This is a genomic window from Ruegeria sp. (assembly GCF_965199275.1).
Taxonomy (GTDB): Bacteria; Pseudomonadota; Alphaproteobacteria; order Rhodobacterales; family Rhodobacteraceae; genus Ruegeria.
Genome location: NZ_CBDAQX010000008.1, coordinates 285,654 through 302,446 on the forward strand (window position 1 = coordinate 285,654; position 16,793 = coordinate 302,446).

The 16,793-nt window shown below is 58.5% G+C and carries 15 protein-coding genes and 1 pseudogene; 8 read left to right on the forward strand and 8 right to left on the reverse strand.

Annotated features, from left to right (window positions below):
* Positions 1–23: 23 nt before the first annotated feature.
* Together ACOERD_RS03595 and ACOERD_RS03600 are read right to left on the reverse strand one after the other, a co-directional pair.
* The gene (locus ACOERD_RS03595; protein ID WP_419737631.1) at positions 24–1,205 is read right to left on the reverse strand and encodes an ISNCY family transposase; all 1,182 of its coding nucleotides are present in this window, start codon (positions 1,203–1,205) and stop codon (positions 24–26) included.
* Positions 1,206–1,439: 234 nt separating this feature from the next.
* Entirely contained in the window at positions 1,440–2,612 is a 1,173-nt protein-coding gene (locus tag ACOERD_RS03600; protein ID WP_419738078.1) for an ISNCY family transposase, read from the reverse strand.
* A gap of 308 nt (positions 2,613–2,920) precedes the next feature.
* Between ACOERD_RS03600 and ACOERD_RS03605 the strand changes: the two genes are divergently transcribed.
* The 3 genes from ACOERD_RS03605 to ACOERD_RS03615 all read left to right on the forward strand — a co-directional run bounded on the left by ACOERD_RS03605 (position 2,921) and on the right by ACOERD_RS03615 (position 5,756).
* Positions 2,921–3,640, forward strand: a complete 720-nt coding sequence (locus ACOERD_RS03605; protein ID WP_419738079.1) for a DNA repair protein — start codon at positions 2,921–2,923, stop codon at positions 3,638–3,640.
* A 120-nt stretch (positions 3,641–3,760) separates the two neighbouring features.
* Positions 3,761–5,125, forward strand: coding sequence for a DNA repair protein RadA (radA, locus tag ACOERD_RS03610; RefSeq protein WP_170373878.1), 1,365 nt, complete (start codon positions 3,761–3,763; stop codon positions 5,123–5,125).
* 40 nt (positions 5,126–5,165) lie between these two features.
* Positions 5,166–5,756: a CvpA family protein gene (locus ACOERD_RS03615; protein WP_170373879.1), complete on the forward strand. Its 591-nt coding sequence runs from the start codon at positions 5,166–5,168 to the stop codon at positions 5,754–5,756.
* Positions 5,757–5,917: 161 nt separating this feature from the next.
* On the opposite strand, the gene ACOERD_RS03620 is transcribed toward ACOERD_RS03615, so the two are convergent.
* Positions 5,918–7,660 (reverse strand): IS1634 family transposase, encoded by a 1,743-nt coding sequence (locus tag ACOERD_RS03620; protein WP_419737624.1) that lies wholly within the window; start codon positions 7,658–7,660, stop codon positions 5,918–5,920.
* 136 nt (positions 7,661–7,796) lie between these two features.
* Between ACOERD_RS03620 and ACOERD_RS03625 the strand changes: the two are divergent.
* A pseudogene (locus tag ACOERD_RS03625) lies at positions 7,797–7,949 on the forward strand (DNA repair protein RadA); the annotation flags it as partial.
* A gap of 40 nt (positions 7,950–7,989) precedes the next feature.
* Complete coding sequence (locus ACOERD_RS03630) at positions 7,990–8,580, forward strand: CvpA family protein (protein WP_170373879.1); 591 nt, start codon at positions 7,990–7,992, stop codon at positions 8,578–8,580.
* Positions 8,581–9,129: 549 nt separating this feature from the next.
* On the opposite strand, the gene ACOERD_RS03635 is transcribed toward ACOERD_RS03630, so the two are convergent.
* On the reverse strand, positions 9,130–10,872 hold the full coding sequence (locus ACOERD_RS03635; protein ID WP_419737624.1) for an IS1634 family transposase: 1,743 nt from the start codon (positions 10,870–10,872) through the stop codon (positions 9,130–9,132).
* On the opposite strand from ACOERD_RS03635, the gene ACOERD_RS03640 reads away from it, so the two are divergent.
* The 3 genes from ACOERD_RS03640 to ACOERD_RS03650 all read left to right on the forward strand — a co-directional run bounded on the left by ACOERD_RS03640 (position 10,865) and on the right by ACOERD_RS03650 (position 14,199).
* Entirely contained in the window at positions 10,865–11,164 is a 300-nt protein-coding gene (locus ACOERD_RS03640; RefSeq protein WP_419738080.1) for a hypothetical protein, read from the forward strand. The two genes, ACOERD_RS03635 and ACOERD_RS03640, sit on opposite strands and share 8 nt — an antisense overlap.
* A 342-nt stretch (positions 11,165–11,506) precedes the next feature.
* The gene (purF, locus tag ACOERD_RS03645; protein WP_419738081.1) at positions 11,507–13,030 is read left to right on the forward strand and encodes an amidophosphoribosyltransferase; all 1,524 of its coding nucleotides are present in this window, start codon (positions 11,507–11,509) and stop codon (positions 13,028–13,030) included.
* Positions 13,031–13,542: 512 nt separating this feature from the next.
* Positions 13,543–14,199 carry an SDR family NAD(P)-dependent oxidoreductase gene (locus ACOERD_RS03650; RefSeq protein ID WP_419738343.1) on the forward strand — a complete coding sequence of 219 codons (657 nt, stop codon included), beginning with the start codon at positions 13,543–13,545 and terminating at the stop codon, positions 14,197–14,199.
* Positions 14,200–14,258: 59 nt separating this feature from the next.
* Here ACOERD_RS03650 and ACOERD_RS03655 read toward each other — a convergent pair whose 3' ends face one another.
* From ACOERD_RS03655 to ACOERD_RS03670, 4 genes are all read right to left on the reverse strand, one after another.
* Positions 14,259–15,101 (reverse strand): ATP-binding protein, encoded by an 843-nt coding sequence (locus tag ACOERD_RS03655; RefSeq protein ID WP_419738082.1) that lies wholly within the window; start codon positions 15,099–15,101, stop codon positions 14,259–14,261.
* A gap of 118 nt (positions 15,102–15,219) precedes the next feature.
* The gene (gene tatC, locus ACOERD_RS03660) at positions 15,220–16,095 is read right to left on the reverse strand and encodes a twin-arginine translocase subunit TatC (RefSeq protein WP_170373885.1); all 876 of its coding nucleotides are present in this window, start codon (positions 16,093–16,095) and stop codon (positions 15,220–15,222) included.
* Positions 16,092–16,550, reverse strand: coding sequence for a Sec-independent protein translocase protein TatB (tatB, locus tag ACOERD_RS03665; protein WP_170373886.1), 459 nt, complete (start codon positions 16,548–16,550; stop codon positions 16,092–16,094). The genes tatC and tatB overlap by 4 nt, the downstream gene beginning before the upstream one ends.
* Positions 16,551–16,556: 6 nt before the next feature.
* Positions 16,557–16,772, reverse strand: a complete 216-nt coding sequence (locus ACOERD_RS03670) for a twin-arginine translocase TatA/TatE family subunit (protein ID WP_170373887.1) — start codon at positions 16,770–16,772, stop codon at positions 16,557–16,559.
* Positions 16,773–16,793 lie beyond the last annotated feature (21 nt).

A 16,793-nucleotide genomic window follows, 5' to 3' on the forward strand; every position in this document is an offset into this window, starting at 1 on the left:
CGTTCGCGCCACGTCGAAGCGGGTCACGCGACTTTGTGTTTGCTATCCTCCTGTGTGATGGGTGATCCGTCAGGCTGGTAGCGGCCAATGCATCTCGGGCCGTGGAAGATGACCAGTTGACCATCGGGGTATTCGTGGACCCTGACCTTCGCCTTGACGAAATGATGACGGTGCCTGTCTGCCGCGATCTGCATGACCAGGCCCTTGTAGCGCACCGTATTGTCGTTGCCGACGACGCGGTCTTCCTGCACACACAGGGTGTCGCGCACATTGCCTGTAAACGGCACGAAGGCCGAGGTCGTATCCTCCGGCTCCTTTGCAAACAGGGCATTGTGTTCGGGAAGATAGACCTCTTTCAGGAACTGATTGGCCTCTTCAATGGTTGTGATCCCATGGGACCGCAGTTCCTGCGGCAATCGGTTCTGGAACGTGCCAAACATGCGTTCAGACCGTCCACGGGCCTGCGGTGAATAGGCCGGGATCAGCTCAATGCCGAGTTGCTGCAAGGCGCGCCCGACCTGGGTCAGATTGTCCTTGTCCACTTTGCCGCCCGCTTCGGGCGTATGCCAGTAATGAGAGCCCCGATCGGCATAGAGCGAGCAAAACAGACCTTGCGCCTCGATCACCTCTGTCAGCCCCTGAAAACTGCTCATCGTCCCTTCTTCCTCGACAAAGAATGCCGAATAAACCCGGTTGGTGGCATCGTCCATGGTGACGATCAGATCCCACCACTGACCCGGAACCCATTCATGGCTGGAGCCGTCCTGATGCAACATCATGCCAACCATCGGACGGCGGGGCCGCTTGCGCCGATGGGCACCTCGTCGGGGTGCTGCCTGAACCCGGCCGTGGCGCTGCAGTGTAAGCCGCACCCAGTTGTAGCTCTGTGTGAAACCATGGTGGGCCACCAGCTTCTCGTGGAAATGCTTCGGCGTGTAATCCCAGTACTTGGTATCAAACAGTTCAAGCATCTCCATGACCTTATCCGTGGCAACACGATTGTTGGCCAGTTTGCCAAGCCGACGGTCGTACAGACCTTCTGCACCATCCGCCTCAAATCGATCCTCCCAACGCCTGACGGTGCGCACGGATACACCCAGTATCTCAGCCGCCTGTTCTTGCGTCAGCTTGTTCGCGCTTCGCCGCGAATACACATCTTCAAACTTCATCAGTCGAACTTCCTGTAACACTTCTGCTCGGTTCATAACGCCTCCTCTCAGAGACAGAATAGAACCGGACAGATCGCATGTTACATACACCGGACATATCGCGTGTTAGCGACAGTTAGCGACAGACCGTGTGTCGAGAACATTCTGAATTGTCCGGTGTAGGTAACATGCCAATTGTCCGCTTCAGTTGATTGCGCGGTGGCCCAATTCGGAGGGAGCCGTAGGCGACCGTAGATTTGGGCCACCGCGTTCGCGCCACGTCGAAGCGGGTCACGCGACTTTGTGTTTGCTATCCTCCTGTGTGATGCCGTCAGGCTGGTAGCGGCCAATGCATCTCGGGCCGTGGAAGATGACCAGTTGACCATCGGGGTATTCGTGGACCCTGACCTTCGCCTTGACGAAATGATGACGGTGCCTGTCTGCCGCGATCTGCATGACCAGGCCCTTGTAGCGCACCGTATTGTCGTTGCCGACGACGCGGTCTTCCTGCACACACAGGGTGTCGCGCACATTGCCTGTAAACGGCACGAAGGCCGAGGTCGTATCCTCCGGCTCCCTTGCAAACAGGGCATTGTGTTCGGGAAGATAGACCTCTTTCAGGAACTGATTGGCCTCTTCAATGGTTGTGATCCCATGGGACCGCAGTTCCTGCGGCAATCGGTTCTGGAACGTGCCAAACATGCGTTCAGACCGTCCACGGGCCTGCGGTGAATAGGCCGGGATCAGCTCAATGCCGAGTTGCTGCAAGGCGCGCCCGACCTGGGTCAGATTGTCCTTGTCCACTTTGCCGCCCGCTTCGGGCGTCCAGTAATGAGAGCCCCGATCGGCATAGAGCGAGCAAAACAGACCTTGCGCCTCGATCACCTCTGTCAGCCCCTGAAAACTGCTCATCGTCCCTTCTTCCTCGACAAAGAATGCCGAATAAACCCGGTTGGTGGCATCGTCCATGGTGACGATCAGATCCCACCACTGACCCGGAACCCATTCATGGCTGGAGCCGTCCTGATGCAACATCATGCCAACCATCGGACGGCGGGGCCGCTTGCGCCGATGGGCACCTCGTCGGGGTGCTGCCTGAACCCGGCCGTGGCGCTGCAGTGTAAGCCGCACCCAGTTGTAGCTCTGTGTGAAACCATGGTGGGCCACCAGCTTCTCGTGGAAATGCTTCGGCGTGTAATCCCAGTACTTGGTATCAAACAGTTCAAGCATCTCCATGACCTTATCCGTGGCAACACGATTGTTGGCCAGTTTGCCAAGCCGACGGTCGTACAGACCTTCTGCACCATCCGCCTCAAATCGATCCTCCCAACGCCTGACGGTGCGCACGGATACACCCAGTATCTCAGCCGCCTGTTCTTGCGTCAGCTTGTTCGCGCTTCGCCGCGAATACACATCTTCAAACTTCATCAGTCGAACTTCCTGTAACACTTCTGCTCGGTTCATAACGCCTCCTCTCAGAGACAGAATAGAACCGGACAGATCGCATGTTACATACACCGGACATATCGCGTGTTAGCGACAGTTAGCGACAGACCGTGTTGATTGAAAACACATTTCTAAGTATCATCTCTATATTTCGAGCAGCAAAGTTCTAGTCGTGTACGGGTCCGCAGAGGATCACCTTGCGTGTTTGATATGTCCTCCGCTTCGGCCCGATTTGTATAGGTTTGAGAAGGAGATGGACGACCATGCCCGCCCTCAACAACATTACATTTCAATTTCAGAATGCCTTTTTAAGACTGACTTTTTTCATGATCTGCGTCGCAGCCCTCGGCGCGGTGGTTGCAACCTCACTTTCGGCGCTGGGGGTTTTGCCCTGGCTGTCCCTTCAGGCCGGATTCGGCCAGACCGGCGTGATCGACGCTGGTATTTTTGTTCAGATCGGCCTGACCTGCCTGATTCTCATGCTGGGCTTCTACCTGCCTTCAAGCGCCCGAATGATGGCACTCGAGAACGCACACAGGAAGTTTTCGCTGAACATGCAGGATATCGTCGAGGCCTACCAGATCGCCCATGCTGCCGACCGCAGCGGCGTTTTCGCTCTGGCCTCGGAGTTCGATGCGGTCAAAGAGCGTATGGCGTTTCTGCGCGACCATCCCGACCTTCAGGCGTTGGAACCTGAGATCCTGGAAACCGCTGCTCAGATGAGCCAGATCAGCCACGAACTGGCCGAAACCTATGGCAACGACCGGGTCGAACGCGCCCGGATGTTCCTGAAACAGCGGCAGGAAGAGGTCGAACTGTTCCAGCAACGGATCGAGGACGCCCAGACCATCCTGCACGAACTCAGCCAATGGACCCGCGATATCGAGATCGAGGAATCCATCGCCAAATCCCAACTGTCGCGCTTGCGGGATGAACTGTTCGAACTTCTACCTGAGCTTTCGGCACAATTGCAGACACCACCCGACGGCAGCGACCCAAGCGCCTCCAGCGTGGTCGCAATGTCGCCCCCTCGCGCCGCGGAATAGGCGCGGCAGCGCCCGGCGCACCCGATGGCCCGCAGGGCCTGAGGACGCGGCGCGCCACCGGCGGAGATGAAAGCCTGCAAGGGCTTGAAGAACCGCCCGTCCTCGGGCACCAAAGGCCTCATGGCAAAGACGACTTCTTTCTCCTGTTCGGCCTGCGGTGCGACACATACTCGGTGGTCCGGGCGGTGCGACGCCTGCGGCGAATGGAACACGATCACCCAGGACGTGCCCCTGTCGGCTGGTCCAGCCAAGAAATCCCTCGGCGGCAAGCGGGGCCAGTCCATTGCACTCACGGACTTGTCGACCGAGGAGACCCCACCACCCCGTACACTCAGCGGGGTGGATGAACTTGACCGCGTTCTGGGCGGCGGCCTCGTCCCCGCCTCGGCCCTGCTGGTGGGCGGAGACCCCGGTATCGGCAAATCCACCCTTCTGCTGCAAGCCGCCGCTCGGTTCGCGCGCGCGGGTGTCAAAACGATCTATGTCTCGGGCGAGGAAGCCAGCGCGCAGGTCCGTATGCGTGCCCGCCGTCTGGGGCTCGAGGACGCGCCGGTGCAACTGGCGGCGGAAACCAATCTGCGCAACATCCTGACAACGCTGGAGGCCGAAAGACCTGGCCTCGCCATCATCGACTCGATTCAGACCATGTGGGCCGACAATGTGGACAGCGCGCCCGGCTCGGTGTCACAAGTCCGGGCTGCAGCGCATGAATTGACCACGTTTGCGAAACGACACGGTGTGTCGATCGTAATGGTCGGCCATGTCACCAAAGAAGGCCAGATCGCAGGCCCGCGCGTTGTCGAACATATGGTCGACACCGTTCTCTACTTCGAGGGCGAACGCGGCCACCAGTTCCGCATCCTGCGCGCGGTCAAGAACCGTTTTGGCCCCGCAGACGAGATCGGCGTGTTCGAGATGACGGGCAAAGGGTTGGCGCAGGTCACCAACCCCTCGGCCCTGTTCCTGTCCGAACGCGGCACGCCGAGCCCCGGCTCGGCCGTCTTTGCCGGGATCGAGGGTACTCGCCCTGTTTTGGTGGAATTGCAGGCACTCGTCGCCCCGTCACCGCATTCGCAACCCCGTCGTACCGTCGTCGGCTGGGACAGCGGGCGGCTGGCGATGATCCTCGCCGTGCTCGAAGCCCGCTGCGGCATCCCCTTCGCGGGTCTCGACGTCTATCTGAACGTCGCCGGAGGGCTGAAGGTCAGTGAACCCGCCGCCGATCTGGCTGTTGCCGCAGCGTTACTAAGTGCACGAGAAGACAGCGCCCTGCCCGCTGATACGGTCGTTTTCGGAGAAATCTCGCTTTCTGGGGCACTTAGACCGGCCCCTCAGACCGAAAACAGGTTGAAAGAAGCACAAAAACTTGGTTTCACATCGGCAATCGCTCCGGCGGGCGGCAAAACCGGTACTGTGGCAGGTCTGACACTCACCCGACCCTCTGATTTGGTTGGGTTTGTTGGCGAAACCTTCGGAGCAGGTTAAAGTCCGGCCCTGAGGGGCAGAAAAAGAACAGGCGAGGGCCATGGAAGGTTTTACAATTATTGACGGGGTTGTGGCCCTGATCATCGTGCTGTCAGGCATTCTGGCCTATTCGCGCGGTTTCATGCGCGAGGTTCTTGCCATCGCGGGTTGGGTGGCAGCAGCTGTCCTCGCATTCATCTTCGCACCGCAGGCCGTGCCGCTGGTCAAAGAAATCCCGGTGGTCGGAGACTTCCTGCGTGACAGCTGCGAATTATCGGTAATCACCGGCTTTGCAGCCGTGTTTGCAATCGCCCTGATCATCGTCAGCATCTTCACGCCGCTATTTTCATCGCTGGTGCAACGGTCGGCACTGGGCGGTCTGGATCAGGCGCTTGGCTTCTTCTTCGGCATAGCGCGGGGCATCCTGCTGGTCGCTATCGCGTTCTTTGTCTACGACACCGTGATGACCGGCCAGTCCTACACGCTTGTAGACGAAAGCCGCTCGGCCAAGGTGTTCGAACAGTTCAGCACCCAGATCGAAGAACAAAACCCCGAGGCAGCGCTGGGTTGGGTCACGGCACAATACGAAGAGCTGGTGGCCAGCTGCACCGCAGGCGACGCGGCCCCTGCTGCGGAAACCACCGACAGCTAATTCATACAGAATGTTATTCGAAAGGCCCGGCCTAGCGCCGGGCTTTTTTCCTGACTTCCGACATTTTTTCGTATAAGTCATTGATATTATTATGCCTTGGTTGCCAAAAGGCACTACACGGACTTTTTTCGCCAGCGATTGTTTCGGAGTGTTGAGGGAGCTCAGGCTTTGGTCTGGCCAGTTTTTCGGGTGCGCCCGGGGGGTATCTTGAAAGGGGCTTCGTTCCAGGTCAGGCCGACGCAGGTGAGGATGCGTCTGGCATCGACCGTGGCATGGCTTGGCATGCCGTAGCGGTCAGGGGTGCCTTTGTGGCGCAGGATCGAGAGCTGCAATGCGTTCAACTCGTTGCGGATACGAGCCGGGCTCATCGGGTGTCCGAGCAGGTCCAGATGCTTGCGCAGGTGCTGCAGGCAGCAGAAGGCCATGTAGCAGATGGCGATATGGGCCCGGACCCGACGCGGCGACCAGTGATAGATGGGCCGGATTTTCAGATCGTGCTTGTTGGTGCGGAAGCAGGCTTCGATCTCCCACAACTGGTGATAGCGGGCAATGACGTCCTGTGCCTCCAGTTCGTCCGCACCATGAACAACAATGGCATGCAGCCCGTCCCATTGTGCCGCTGCCTTGATCTTTGCATCATCCAGCGTGACGTCCCCGCTGTCGGGGAAGGCCAGGAAGCGGCCATATCCCCGGCTGCTGAAGCTGCCGGGTTTGCGAGAGCGCTTGAGCTTCTTGTGCAGCTTTTCGATTGCCTTGTCGCGCTTGTGGGCATCATTGCGTGCCCGGGTGGGTGACCAGGTCACAATGACCCGCGCTCCCTCCTGGTCGATCACCTTGTACCAGCCCTTCTCGGTTGCCTCTTCAGAACCGTGTCCAGCCCAAGGCTGGCGTCCCTCCGGGCTCAAAATGTTCGCCTTCACGGCGGCCGGGGCGGACTTCATGCGATAGCCGAGGATGTAGGGCAGACCCTTGTTCTGCAACATCTGCTGGTTGTCCTTGCTGAGCATGGCGGCATCGGCCACGAACGTGACCCTGGCCACGTCGAAGCGTCCCTCCAACGCCTTCAGCGCAGCTTCCAGCGTATGACCTTCCCAGGTGTTTCCCGGGAAGAGTTCATAGCCCACAGGCAGCCCATCGGAGGTGACGATCAGCGCCAGCATGACCTGAGCGCGGTGATGCTTGCCATCCTTGCTGAAGCCCTTGGCCAGAAGATGATCCTGCTCGACCCCGTCCGCATCCTCGGCCGGGTCCTCGCGCTCGGTGTCAAAGGCCAGGGTCGTGCAATCGTAGAACAGCACGGTCACTGGCCCGCCCAGCAACTTCTCTGCCGCCGCGTGAGAGGTTTTGCAAATCCCGTCTATCACCGGCGTATTGATGTAATCCATGCTCCGATAGACCACGTCCAGATTGAGCGTGATGCCTGCCTGGTTCTCCAACGCCTCCACGGTCGCGCGCTTGCTCTCGGGCTGTGCGATCCGCGCCATAACCAGCTCTTTCACAATGCGATTGGCACTTTTACGCGCCGCCCCCAGAAGGGCCCCCCAACCCAGTTGGTCATACATCGTCCCCATGACATCCCGCAGACCCAGAGAGACCCGCGCCTCCTCACGGCACTCGGCAAGATCAACGCCAAGCTTGTCCGGCCGCGGAGCGCGGCGCACCAGCGCCTGCAGATCGGCATATTCCGTGGGCGTGAACAGTTCCATTTGCGGCGAGCGATCAATGCGTAATTGCTCCATCAAGCGGCCCGCCAGACGCTTGATATCCTCAATCTCGCTGTCGTTATGGGCCACACCCACATGGCGCAGGATCTTCTGGCGTACCTTGGAGCCGGTGCGGACGGATTCAACGATCTGGATCCGTGTGCGGTTGAGCTTTGCGTCATGTTTGGTGCGGATGAACATGGGCGAAGAGGTTAGCCATCTGAAGGCCCATGTCAATACTTTTTATAATAATGGGGCACTACAACGCGCCTCTGAGCAACCACACCTGAAAACAAACCAAAAACCCAGTCAGATCAACAAAAAGGTCGGAAGTCAGGAGACCGAAAACAGGTTGAAAGAAGCACAAAAACTTGGTTTCACATCGGCAATCGCTCCGGCGGGCGGCAAAACCGGTACTGTGGCAGGTCTGACACTCACCCGACCCTCTGATTTGGTTGGGTTTGTTGGCGAAACCTTCGGAGCAGGTTAAAGTCCGGCCCTGAGGGGCAGAAAAAGAACAGGCGAGGGCCATGGAAGGTTTTACAATTATTGACGGGGTTGTGGCCCTGATCATCGTGCTGTCAGGCATTCTGGCCTATTCGCGCGGTTTCATGCGCGAGGTTCTTGCCATCGCGGGTTGGGTGGCAGCAGCTGTCCTCGCATTCATCTTCGCACCGCAGGCCGTGCCGCTGGTCAAAGAAATCCCGGTGGTCGGAGACTTCCTGCGTGACAGCTGCGAATTATCGGTAATCACCGGCTTTGCAGCCGTGTTTGCAATCGCCCTGATCATCGTCAGCATCTTCACGCCGCTATTTTCATCGCTGGTGCAACGGTCGGCACTGGGCGGTCTGGATCAGGCGCTTGGCTTCTTCTTCGGCATAGCGCGGGGCATCCTGCTGGTCGCTATCGCGTTCTTTGTCTACGACACCGTGATGACCGGCCAGTCCTACACGCTTGTAGACGAAAGCCGCTCGGCCAAGGTGTTCGAACAGTTCAGCACCCAGATCGAAGAACAAAACCCCGAGGCAGCGCTGGGTTGGGTCACGGCACAATACGAAGAGCTGGTGGCCAGCTGCACCGCAGGCGACGCGGCCCCTGCTGCGGAAACCACCGACAGCTAATTCATACAGAATGTTATTCGAAAGGCCCGGCCTAGCGCCGGGCTTTTTTCATTGAACGAACCCCTCACCCCCGCAGACCGTACAGCGAGTGGTTTTCAAACCGAAACAGCCATCACAGCGGCTGGAAATCGGTTTACCCAGAATATCACGGATTTTGACCATTTCACCTGCCCCATTGCAGATCGGGCACGGCGCACGCCCCATGCCGCGGCACCGATGGCAGCGCCTTTTGGGCGGCTCATCTTTCTTGTATGGTGAGCGTTCCTGCCACATTCTGGCCCCCACCCCGAAAAGATCCGCGATGAAATTATGCATATGTCAGCACAAATGAATTCATATGTCACCACGCCGCAACTGAAGAAACCGGAACTGCGGCCTATAGAAATGTGATCCTTTGATGACAGCCGCGTTCTAAGGCAGTATGTGGAGGCCAAACTCCTGACTTCCGACATTTTTTCGTATAAGTCATTGATATTATTATGCCTTGGTTGCCAAAAGGCACTACACGGACTTTTTTCGCCAGCGATTGTTTCGGAGTGTTGAGGGAGCTCAGGCTTTGGTCTGGCCAGTTTTTCGGGTGCGCCCGGGGGGTATCTTGAAAGGGGCTTCGTTCCAGGTCAGGCCGACGCAGGTGAGGATGCGTCTGGCATCGACCGTGGCATGGCTTGGCATGCCGTAGCGGTCAGGGGTGCCTTTGTGGCGCAGGATCGAGAGCTGCAATGCGTTCAACTCGTTGCGGATACGAGCCGGGCTCATCGGGTGTCCGAGCAGGTCCAGATGCTTGCGCAGGTGCTGCAGGCAGCAGAAGGCCATGTAGCAGATGGCGATATGGGCCCGGACCCGACGCGGCGACCAGTGATAGATGGGCCGGATTTTCAGATCGTGCTTGTTGGTGCGGAAGCAGGCTTCGATCTCCCACAACTGGTGATAGCGGGCAATGACGTCCTGTGCCTCCAGTTCGTCCGCACCATGAACAACAATGGCATGCAGCCCGTCCCATTGTGCCGCTGCCTTGATCTTTGCATCATCCAGCGTGACGTCCCCGCTGTCGGGGAAGGCCAGGAAGCGGCCATATCCCCGGCTGCTGAAGCTGCCGGGTTTGCGAGAGCGCTTGAGCTTCTTGTGCAGCTTTTCGATTGCCTTGTCGCGCTTGTGGGCATCATTGCGTGCCCGGGTGGGTGACCAGGTCACAATGACCCGCGCTCCCTCCTGGTCGATCACCTTGTACCAGCCCTTCTCGGTTGCCTCTTCAGAACCGTGTCCAGCCCAAGGCTGGCGTCCCTCCGGGCTCAAAATGTTCGCCTTCACGGCGGCCGGGGCGGACTTCATGCGATAGCCGAGGATGTAGGGCAGACCCTTGTTCTGCAACATCTGCTGGTTGTCCTTGCTGAGCATGGCGGCATCGGCCACGAACGTGACCCTGGCCACGTCGAAGCGTCCCTCCAACGCCTTCAGCGCAGCTTCCAGCGTATGACCTTCCCAGGTGTTTCCCGGGAAGAGTTCATAGCCCACAGGCAGCCCATCGGAGGTGACGATCAGCGCCAGCATGACCTGAGCGCGGTGATGCTTGCCATCCTTGCTGAAGCCCTTGGCCAGAAGATGATCCTGCTCGACCCCGTCCGCATCCTCGGCCGGGTCCTCGCGCTCGGTGTCAAAGGCCAGGGTCGTGCAATCGTAGAACAGCACGGTCACTGGCCCGCCCAGCAACTTCTCTGCCGCCGCGTGAGAGGTTTTGCAAATCCCGTCTATCACCGGCGTATTGATGTAATCCATGCTCCGATAGACCACGTCCAGATTGAGCGTGATGCCTGCCTGGTTCTCCAACGCCTCCACGGTCGCGCGCTTGCTCTCGGGCTGTGCGATCCGCGCCATAACCAGCTCTTTCACAATGCGATTGGCACTTTTACGCGCCGCCCCCAGAAGGGCCCCCCAACCCAGTTGGTCATACATCGTCCCCATGACATCCCGCAGACCCAGAGAGACCCGCGCCTCCTCACGGCACTCGGCAAGATCAACGCCAAGCTTGTCCGGCCGCGGAGCGCGGCGCACCAGCGCCTGCAGATCGGCATATTCCGTGGGCGTGAACAGTTCCATTTGCGGCGAGCGATCAATGCGTAATTGCTCCATCAAGCGGCCCGCCAGACGCTTGATATCCTCAATCTCGCTGTCGTTATGGGCCACACCCACATGGCGCAGGATCTTCTGGCGTACCTTGGAGCCGGTGCGGACGGATTCAACGATCTGGATCCGTGTGCGGTTGAGCTTTGCGTCATGTTTGGTGCGGATGAACATGGGCGAAGAGGTTAGCCATCTGAAGGCCCATGTCAATACTTTTTATAATAATGGGGCACTACAACGCGCCTCTGAGCAACCACACCTGAAAACAAACCAAAAACCCAGTCAGATCAACAAAAAGGTCGGAAGTCAGGAAACAGCCATCACAGCGGCTGGAAATCGGTTTACCCAGAATATCACGGATTTTGACCATTTCACCTGCCCCATTGCAGATCGGGCACGGCGCACGCCCCATGCCGCGGCACCGATGGCAGCGCCTTTTGGGCGGCTCATCTTTCTTGTATGGTGAGCGTTCCTGCCACATTCTGGCCCCCACCCCGAAAAGATCCGCGATGAAATTATGCATATGTCAGCACAAATGAATTCATATGTCACCACGCCGCAACTGAAGAAACCGGAACTGCGGCCTATAGAAATGTGATCCTTTGATGACAGCCGCGTTCTAAGGCAGTATGTGGAGGCCAAACTGCCACGGAATCGGAGCTGTCGGGTTTGTCCTTTCAATGTTCATCTGCCTGCAATGCGGTGATAATGCACCGTCTGGCCTGCAAGATACGAACGGTAAGACCCCTCCCTATCCGGCCGTCACTCAACCCTCTCGTCAAAACGTCATAGTAATTGGAGCCCGTAAATGTGTGGGATTTTGGGGATCGCAAGCCGGACACATGATGTGTTTGCGGAAATCTATGACGGGCTGCTGATGCTGCAGCACCGGGGTCAGGATGCCTCGGGGATCGTCACATACAACGGTGAGTTCTTTCGCGAGAAAAAAGCCAACGGTCTGGTCAAGGACGTGTTCAACGCGACGGATGCCGAAACGCTTCTGGGCAAGGTTGGAATGGGCCATGTGCGCTATCCCACTGCTGGGTCGCTCAGCGCGTCCGAGGCGCAGCCATTCTTCGTCAACGCGCCCTACGGGATTTATCTGGTCCATAACGGCAACATCACCAACACCGCCGAGCAACGCGAAAAAGTCACCGGAAAGTACAGCCGTCACCTGCGCACCACGTCAGATTCCGAGATCCTGCTGAACGTTCTGGCCGACAAGGTGGCCGACGCGATCAAGGTGAATGGCAATGCCGAACCCATTCGCAACATCTTTGCCGGCGTGAAGATGACGATGGAGCGTGTACAGGGTGCCTACTCGGTCATCTGCCTTGTTGCAGGTGTGGGCATGCTGGCCTTCCGCGACCCGCACGGCATTCGTCCGCTTTCGGTCGCAATCCGCGAGACCGAGGGCGATGGCAATGACTACGCCTTCGCCTCTGAGGATGTGGCCTTTGGCATCAACGGCTTTACCAAGATCCGTGACCTGAACCCGGGCGAGGCCATCCTGATTGATCTGGACGGCAACATGCACGAGTTTCAGGCCGTCGAAGGCAAGCTGACGCCCTGTATCTTCGAATATGTCTACCTCGCCCGTCCGGACTCCCTGCTGGACGGCGTCTCGGTCTACAAAACCCAGATGCGTATGGGGCAAACGCTGGCCAACCAGATCCAGGACTCGGGTCTTCAGATCGACCGCATCATTCCCGTCCCCGACAGCGCCCGCCCCGTGGCACTTGAGGCTGCCAAGATCACCGGCATCCCCTATCGCGAAGGTCTGGTAAAGAACCGCTATGTCGGCCGGACCTTCATCATGCCCGGTCAGGAAGAGCGGCAGAAATCCGTGCGCCGCAAGCTGAACGCCATTCCGCTGGAGTTCAAGGACCACAATGTCCTGCTGATCGACGACTCGATCGTGCGCGGAAATACGATAAAGAAGATTGTTCAGATGTGTCGTGAGGCCGGGGCCAAGAAGGTCTACATCGCCAGCGCCTCGCCCCCGGTGAAATACCCCAATGTCTATGGCATCGACATGCCTACTAAGCATGAGTTGATCGCCAACGGAAAAGAGATCGAAGAGATTCGCGAAGAACTGGGTGCGGATGCTCTGTTCTATCAGAACCTCGACGATCTGATCTGGGCCGCCAAAGAAGGCAACCCCGAGATCGAGGCGTTCGACTGTTCCTGCTTTGACGGAAATTACATCACCGGCAGTGTCAGCGGTGACTATCTCGACAGTCTCGAAAACAGCACCCGCGTCAGCAAAAAGCGCGAAGACATGCAGGTTGTTGGCGGGTCGTGGAACGCGGCGAAACTGGCGTCGGGCTAAAGAGACAACGCGAATCAGAAAACAACGCAGGCCATGGGCATCGCCACGGCTTGGGCTGGATTTTGCCGATAGGAATGGCCTGATTGCAAAGACTTCTGGCCGCCTCACCCCGCCGTGATCTCGTGCGAGCGGGGTGATCTTTTGATTTACTTTGCGGTTTGGTAAGCAGCTCTTCACCACCACTCACACAAGGGGTTCGAACCGGGTTCGAGCCGCAGAAAATGCCAAATGCCAATGTCAAAAGCGCGGCCACGCAGCGGGGCGCGTTAAAAAGAAATTCGGTCTCGGTTCTGGGTGTCTTTGGCCCGAAAGCCGACCTGCGCGCGTTGATGCGCCTGTCTTCGGGACGTGTAAAAGAGGTCAAGCCAGGCAGCCGCGTGGCCTCGGGGACGGTCGTAGCTATTGATGAACACGGGATCATGCTGCGACAAAGCGGCCAGACTCGCCGGATTGGAATTCCGGGGGGCTAGCGCCCTCTTGACGACCCGAGCGTGGGCGTTCAAACCGCTGCCATGACCGATCAGACCAAAATTGCCACCAAAATTGCCCTTGTCACCGGGGCCTCTCGCGGGTTGGGCGCTGCCCTGGCCGAAGCACTGGCCCCCGAGTATCACATCGTCGCCGTCGCCCGCACCACCGGCGGGCTGGAAGAGCTAGACGACCGGATCAAGGCCAAGGGCGGTTCGGCTACCCTTGCGCCCATGGACATTACCGATCCAAACGCGATGGCCACCCTGTGCCGGGGCATTCATGACCGCTGGGGCAAAGTGGATTTGTGGCTGCACACGGCCGTCCACACCTCGGCCCTCACACCGGCGCATTTCGTTGATCCCAAAGAGTGGGCAAAGGCGATGAACACCAACGCCAATGCCACTTCGGTTCTGATCCCTTATGTGACGCCTCTATTGGGTGAGGCCGGGCATGCCGTGTTCTTTGATGATCCCAAAGCGGGCGAAAAGTTCTATGGTATCTACGGCGCCACCAAGGCCGCCCAGATGGCTCTGGCGCGCAGTTGGCAGGTTGAGACGGAAAGGACAGGACCCAAAGTGTCGATTTTGGAGCCTGCCCCGATGCCTACAGCCGTGCGCGCGCGGTTTCACCCCGGTGAGGATCGCGATGTGCTGTCCAGCACAGCGGATGAGGCGGCTCGGATTCTTGCGCGGTTGTAGGGAATGGTCCTTTGGACCATGCCTCCGGCGGAGGTATTTTTAGCCAGATGAAGCTGGTATCACGCGATATGGACGCCGTTGCGCCCGGCGAGATCGACGAAGAATTGCCACGCAACACGGCCCGAGCGTGACCCGCGCGTCGCCTGCCATTCGATAGCATCCGCGCGCAGGGTGTCCGGGTCGACCGACACATTGTAGGCGGCGCAGTAGCGGTCGATCATGGCCAGGTATTCGTCCTGGTCACAGGGGTGGAAGCCCAGCCACAACCCAAAACGGTCGGAGAGAGAGACCTTTTCTTCGACGGCTTCCGACGGGTTGATGGCGCTGGAGCGTTCGTTCTCGATCATGTCCCGGGGCATCAGGTGGCGGCGGTTCGAGGTGGCGTAAAACACCACGTTTTCTGGGCGGCCTTCAATGCCGCCGTCCAGCACAGCCTTGAGCGATTTGTAGTGCTGGTCGTCATGGCTGAACGACAGGTCATCACAGAACAGGATGAACCGGTGCGGTGCGGCGCGCAGGTGGTTCAACAGCCGCGCGACCGAACTCATGTCTTCGCGCTGAAGCTCGACCAGTTTCAGGTTTGCGTGCTCGGTTTGCAGCGTGCCATGGACGGCCTTTACGAGGCTGGATTTGCCCATCCCTCGCGCGCCCCAAAGCAGTGCGTTGTTGGCCTTGTACCCCGCCGCAAAGCGCCTTGTGTTGTCCAACAGCGTATCGCGTGAACGGTTTATGCCGACCAGCAGGTCCAGATCAACGCGGTTGACCTGAGGGACAGGCTCAAGCCGGTCAGGCTCAACCTGCCAGACGAAGGCCGGCGCGGCATTGAAGTCCGGAGCAGCCAGAGGAGCCGGAGCCATCCGCTCTAAAGCGTCGGCGATACGGTTCAGGGCTTGGGTATCCATGGTGGCCTCCGGGGTCATATTCCAACGGTGTCAAACCACGTTCGGCTTTTGGCAACAAGGGGTTCCAACGAAAAAGGCGCGCCAGTCATGGCGCGCCTGTCTTGGGAACAGCAAGAGATTACTTCCCGTCTTCTTCCTGCATCAGGTCCTCATCCGCTTCGGCCTCGTCATCATAGTAGCCATCCGCGCGGAGTTGTTCTTCGCGTTTCTTCTCAACCCGCGCCACAAGGAAGATCGACACCTCATAAAGGCCGTAGACCACTACGAACAGAATGATCTGTGTGATCACGTCGGGAGGCGTCACGAGCGCAGCAAGCACCAGAATGGCGACTACCGCGTATTTACGGACACTACCCAGCCCCTCAGCCGTGACCAGCCCCGCCTTGCCCATCAGCGTAAGCAACACGGGCAGTTGGAAACACAACCCGAAGGCCACGATGAACTTGATTGTCAGGTTCAGGTATTCCTGAGCGGAGCCTTGGAACACCACACTAAGCGGTGCGGCGGTGGCGCCATCCACGACGGCCTCACCTTCAGCGCCGAACTGCTGGAACCCGAGGAAAAAGTCATAGGCCAAAGGTGTGACAACGTAGAAGGCGAAGCTTGCCCCTAAAAGAAACATGAAGGGCGAGGCCAACATGAACGGCAAGAAAGCGTTCTTCTCGGACCTATATAGCCCCGGAGCAACGAAGCGCCACATCTGCATCCCGATGTAGGGGAACGCTAGAATGAAGCCCCCTAGCAGCGACACCTTGATCGCAACAAAGAAGCCTTCCTGCGGCGAGATGAAGATCAGCCCGCAATCCTGCCCACGCTCATTCAACACCTCACACAAAGGATGCGTCAGGAAGTTGAAAAGAGGCGTCGCAACCGTGAAACAGATGATCATACCGATCAGAAACGCCACGACGCAGTGAATGAGCCGTGTCCGCAATTCGGCCAGATGCTCGATCAGCGGGGCCGAGCTGTCTTCGATTTCGTCGGTCTTGCTCATGTCTTGTTCTCAGTGTTCAGCGCGGCTTCGGCCTCTTCGGCTTTGGCCAGCGCATCAGCGGCTTCTTTGGCCTTGCGCTCGGCTGTGGCGCGGGCGGAGGTGGCTTGAATCTTCTTGGCCTGTTCAGCCCGCTCAGCCGCCAGCTTGCCCGTTTCGCTTTCAGGATCGAACTTGGTGGGGTCGATGCTGCTGCTCAGATCCTGAGCGGCCTTTTTCACACCGTCCATCGCGCTGTTTACGGGATTCGTGGCCGCGTTCAGACCCTTCTTGATCTCGTTCACACCGGCCTGATCCGCGGCCTCGTTCATAGCGCTGGTAAATTCACGCGCCATCCCGCGAGCCTTGCCGACAAACCGCCCGACATTGCGAAACAGCACGGGCAGGTCTTTTGGCCCCACCACAATCAGGGCAACGATGCCGATGACCAGAAGCTCGGTCCAGCCCAGATCAAACATCTGGGTTTAGACCTTGTCTTTCTCGGTTTCGGGCGTGACGTCCTTGGCCACTTCCGCTGCGTCCTGCTCCAGCTCGTCCGCGCCTTCCTTGACGCCTTTCTTGAACGAGGTGATGCCCTTGCCCACTTCACCCATAAGCGAGCTAATCTTGCCGCGGCCAAACAGCACCAGCACCACAACAGCGATCAGCAGCAGGCCGGGAAGTCCGATATTGTTGAGCATGTTTATTCTCCTTCTCAAAGG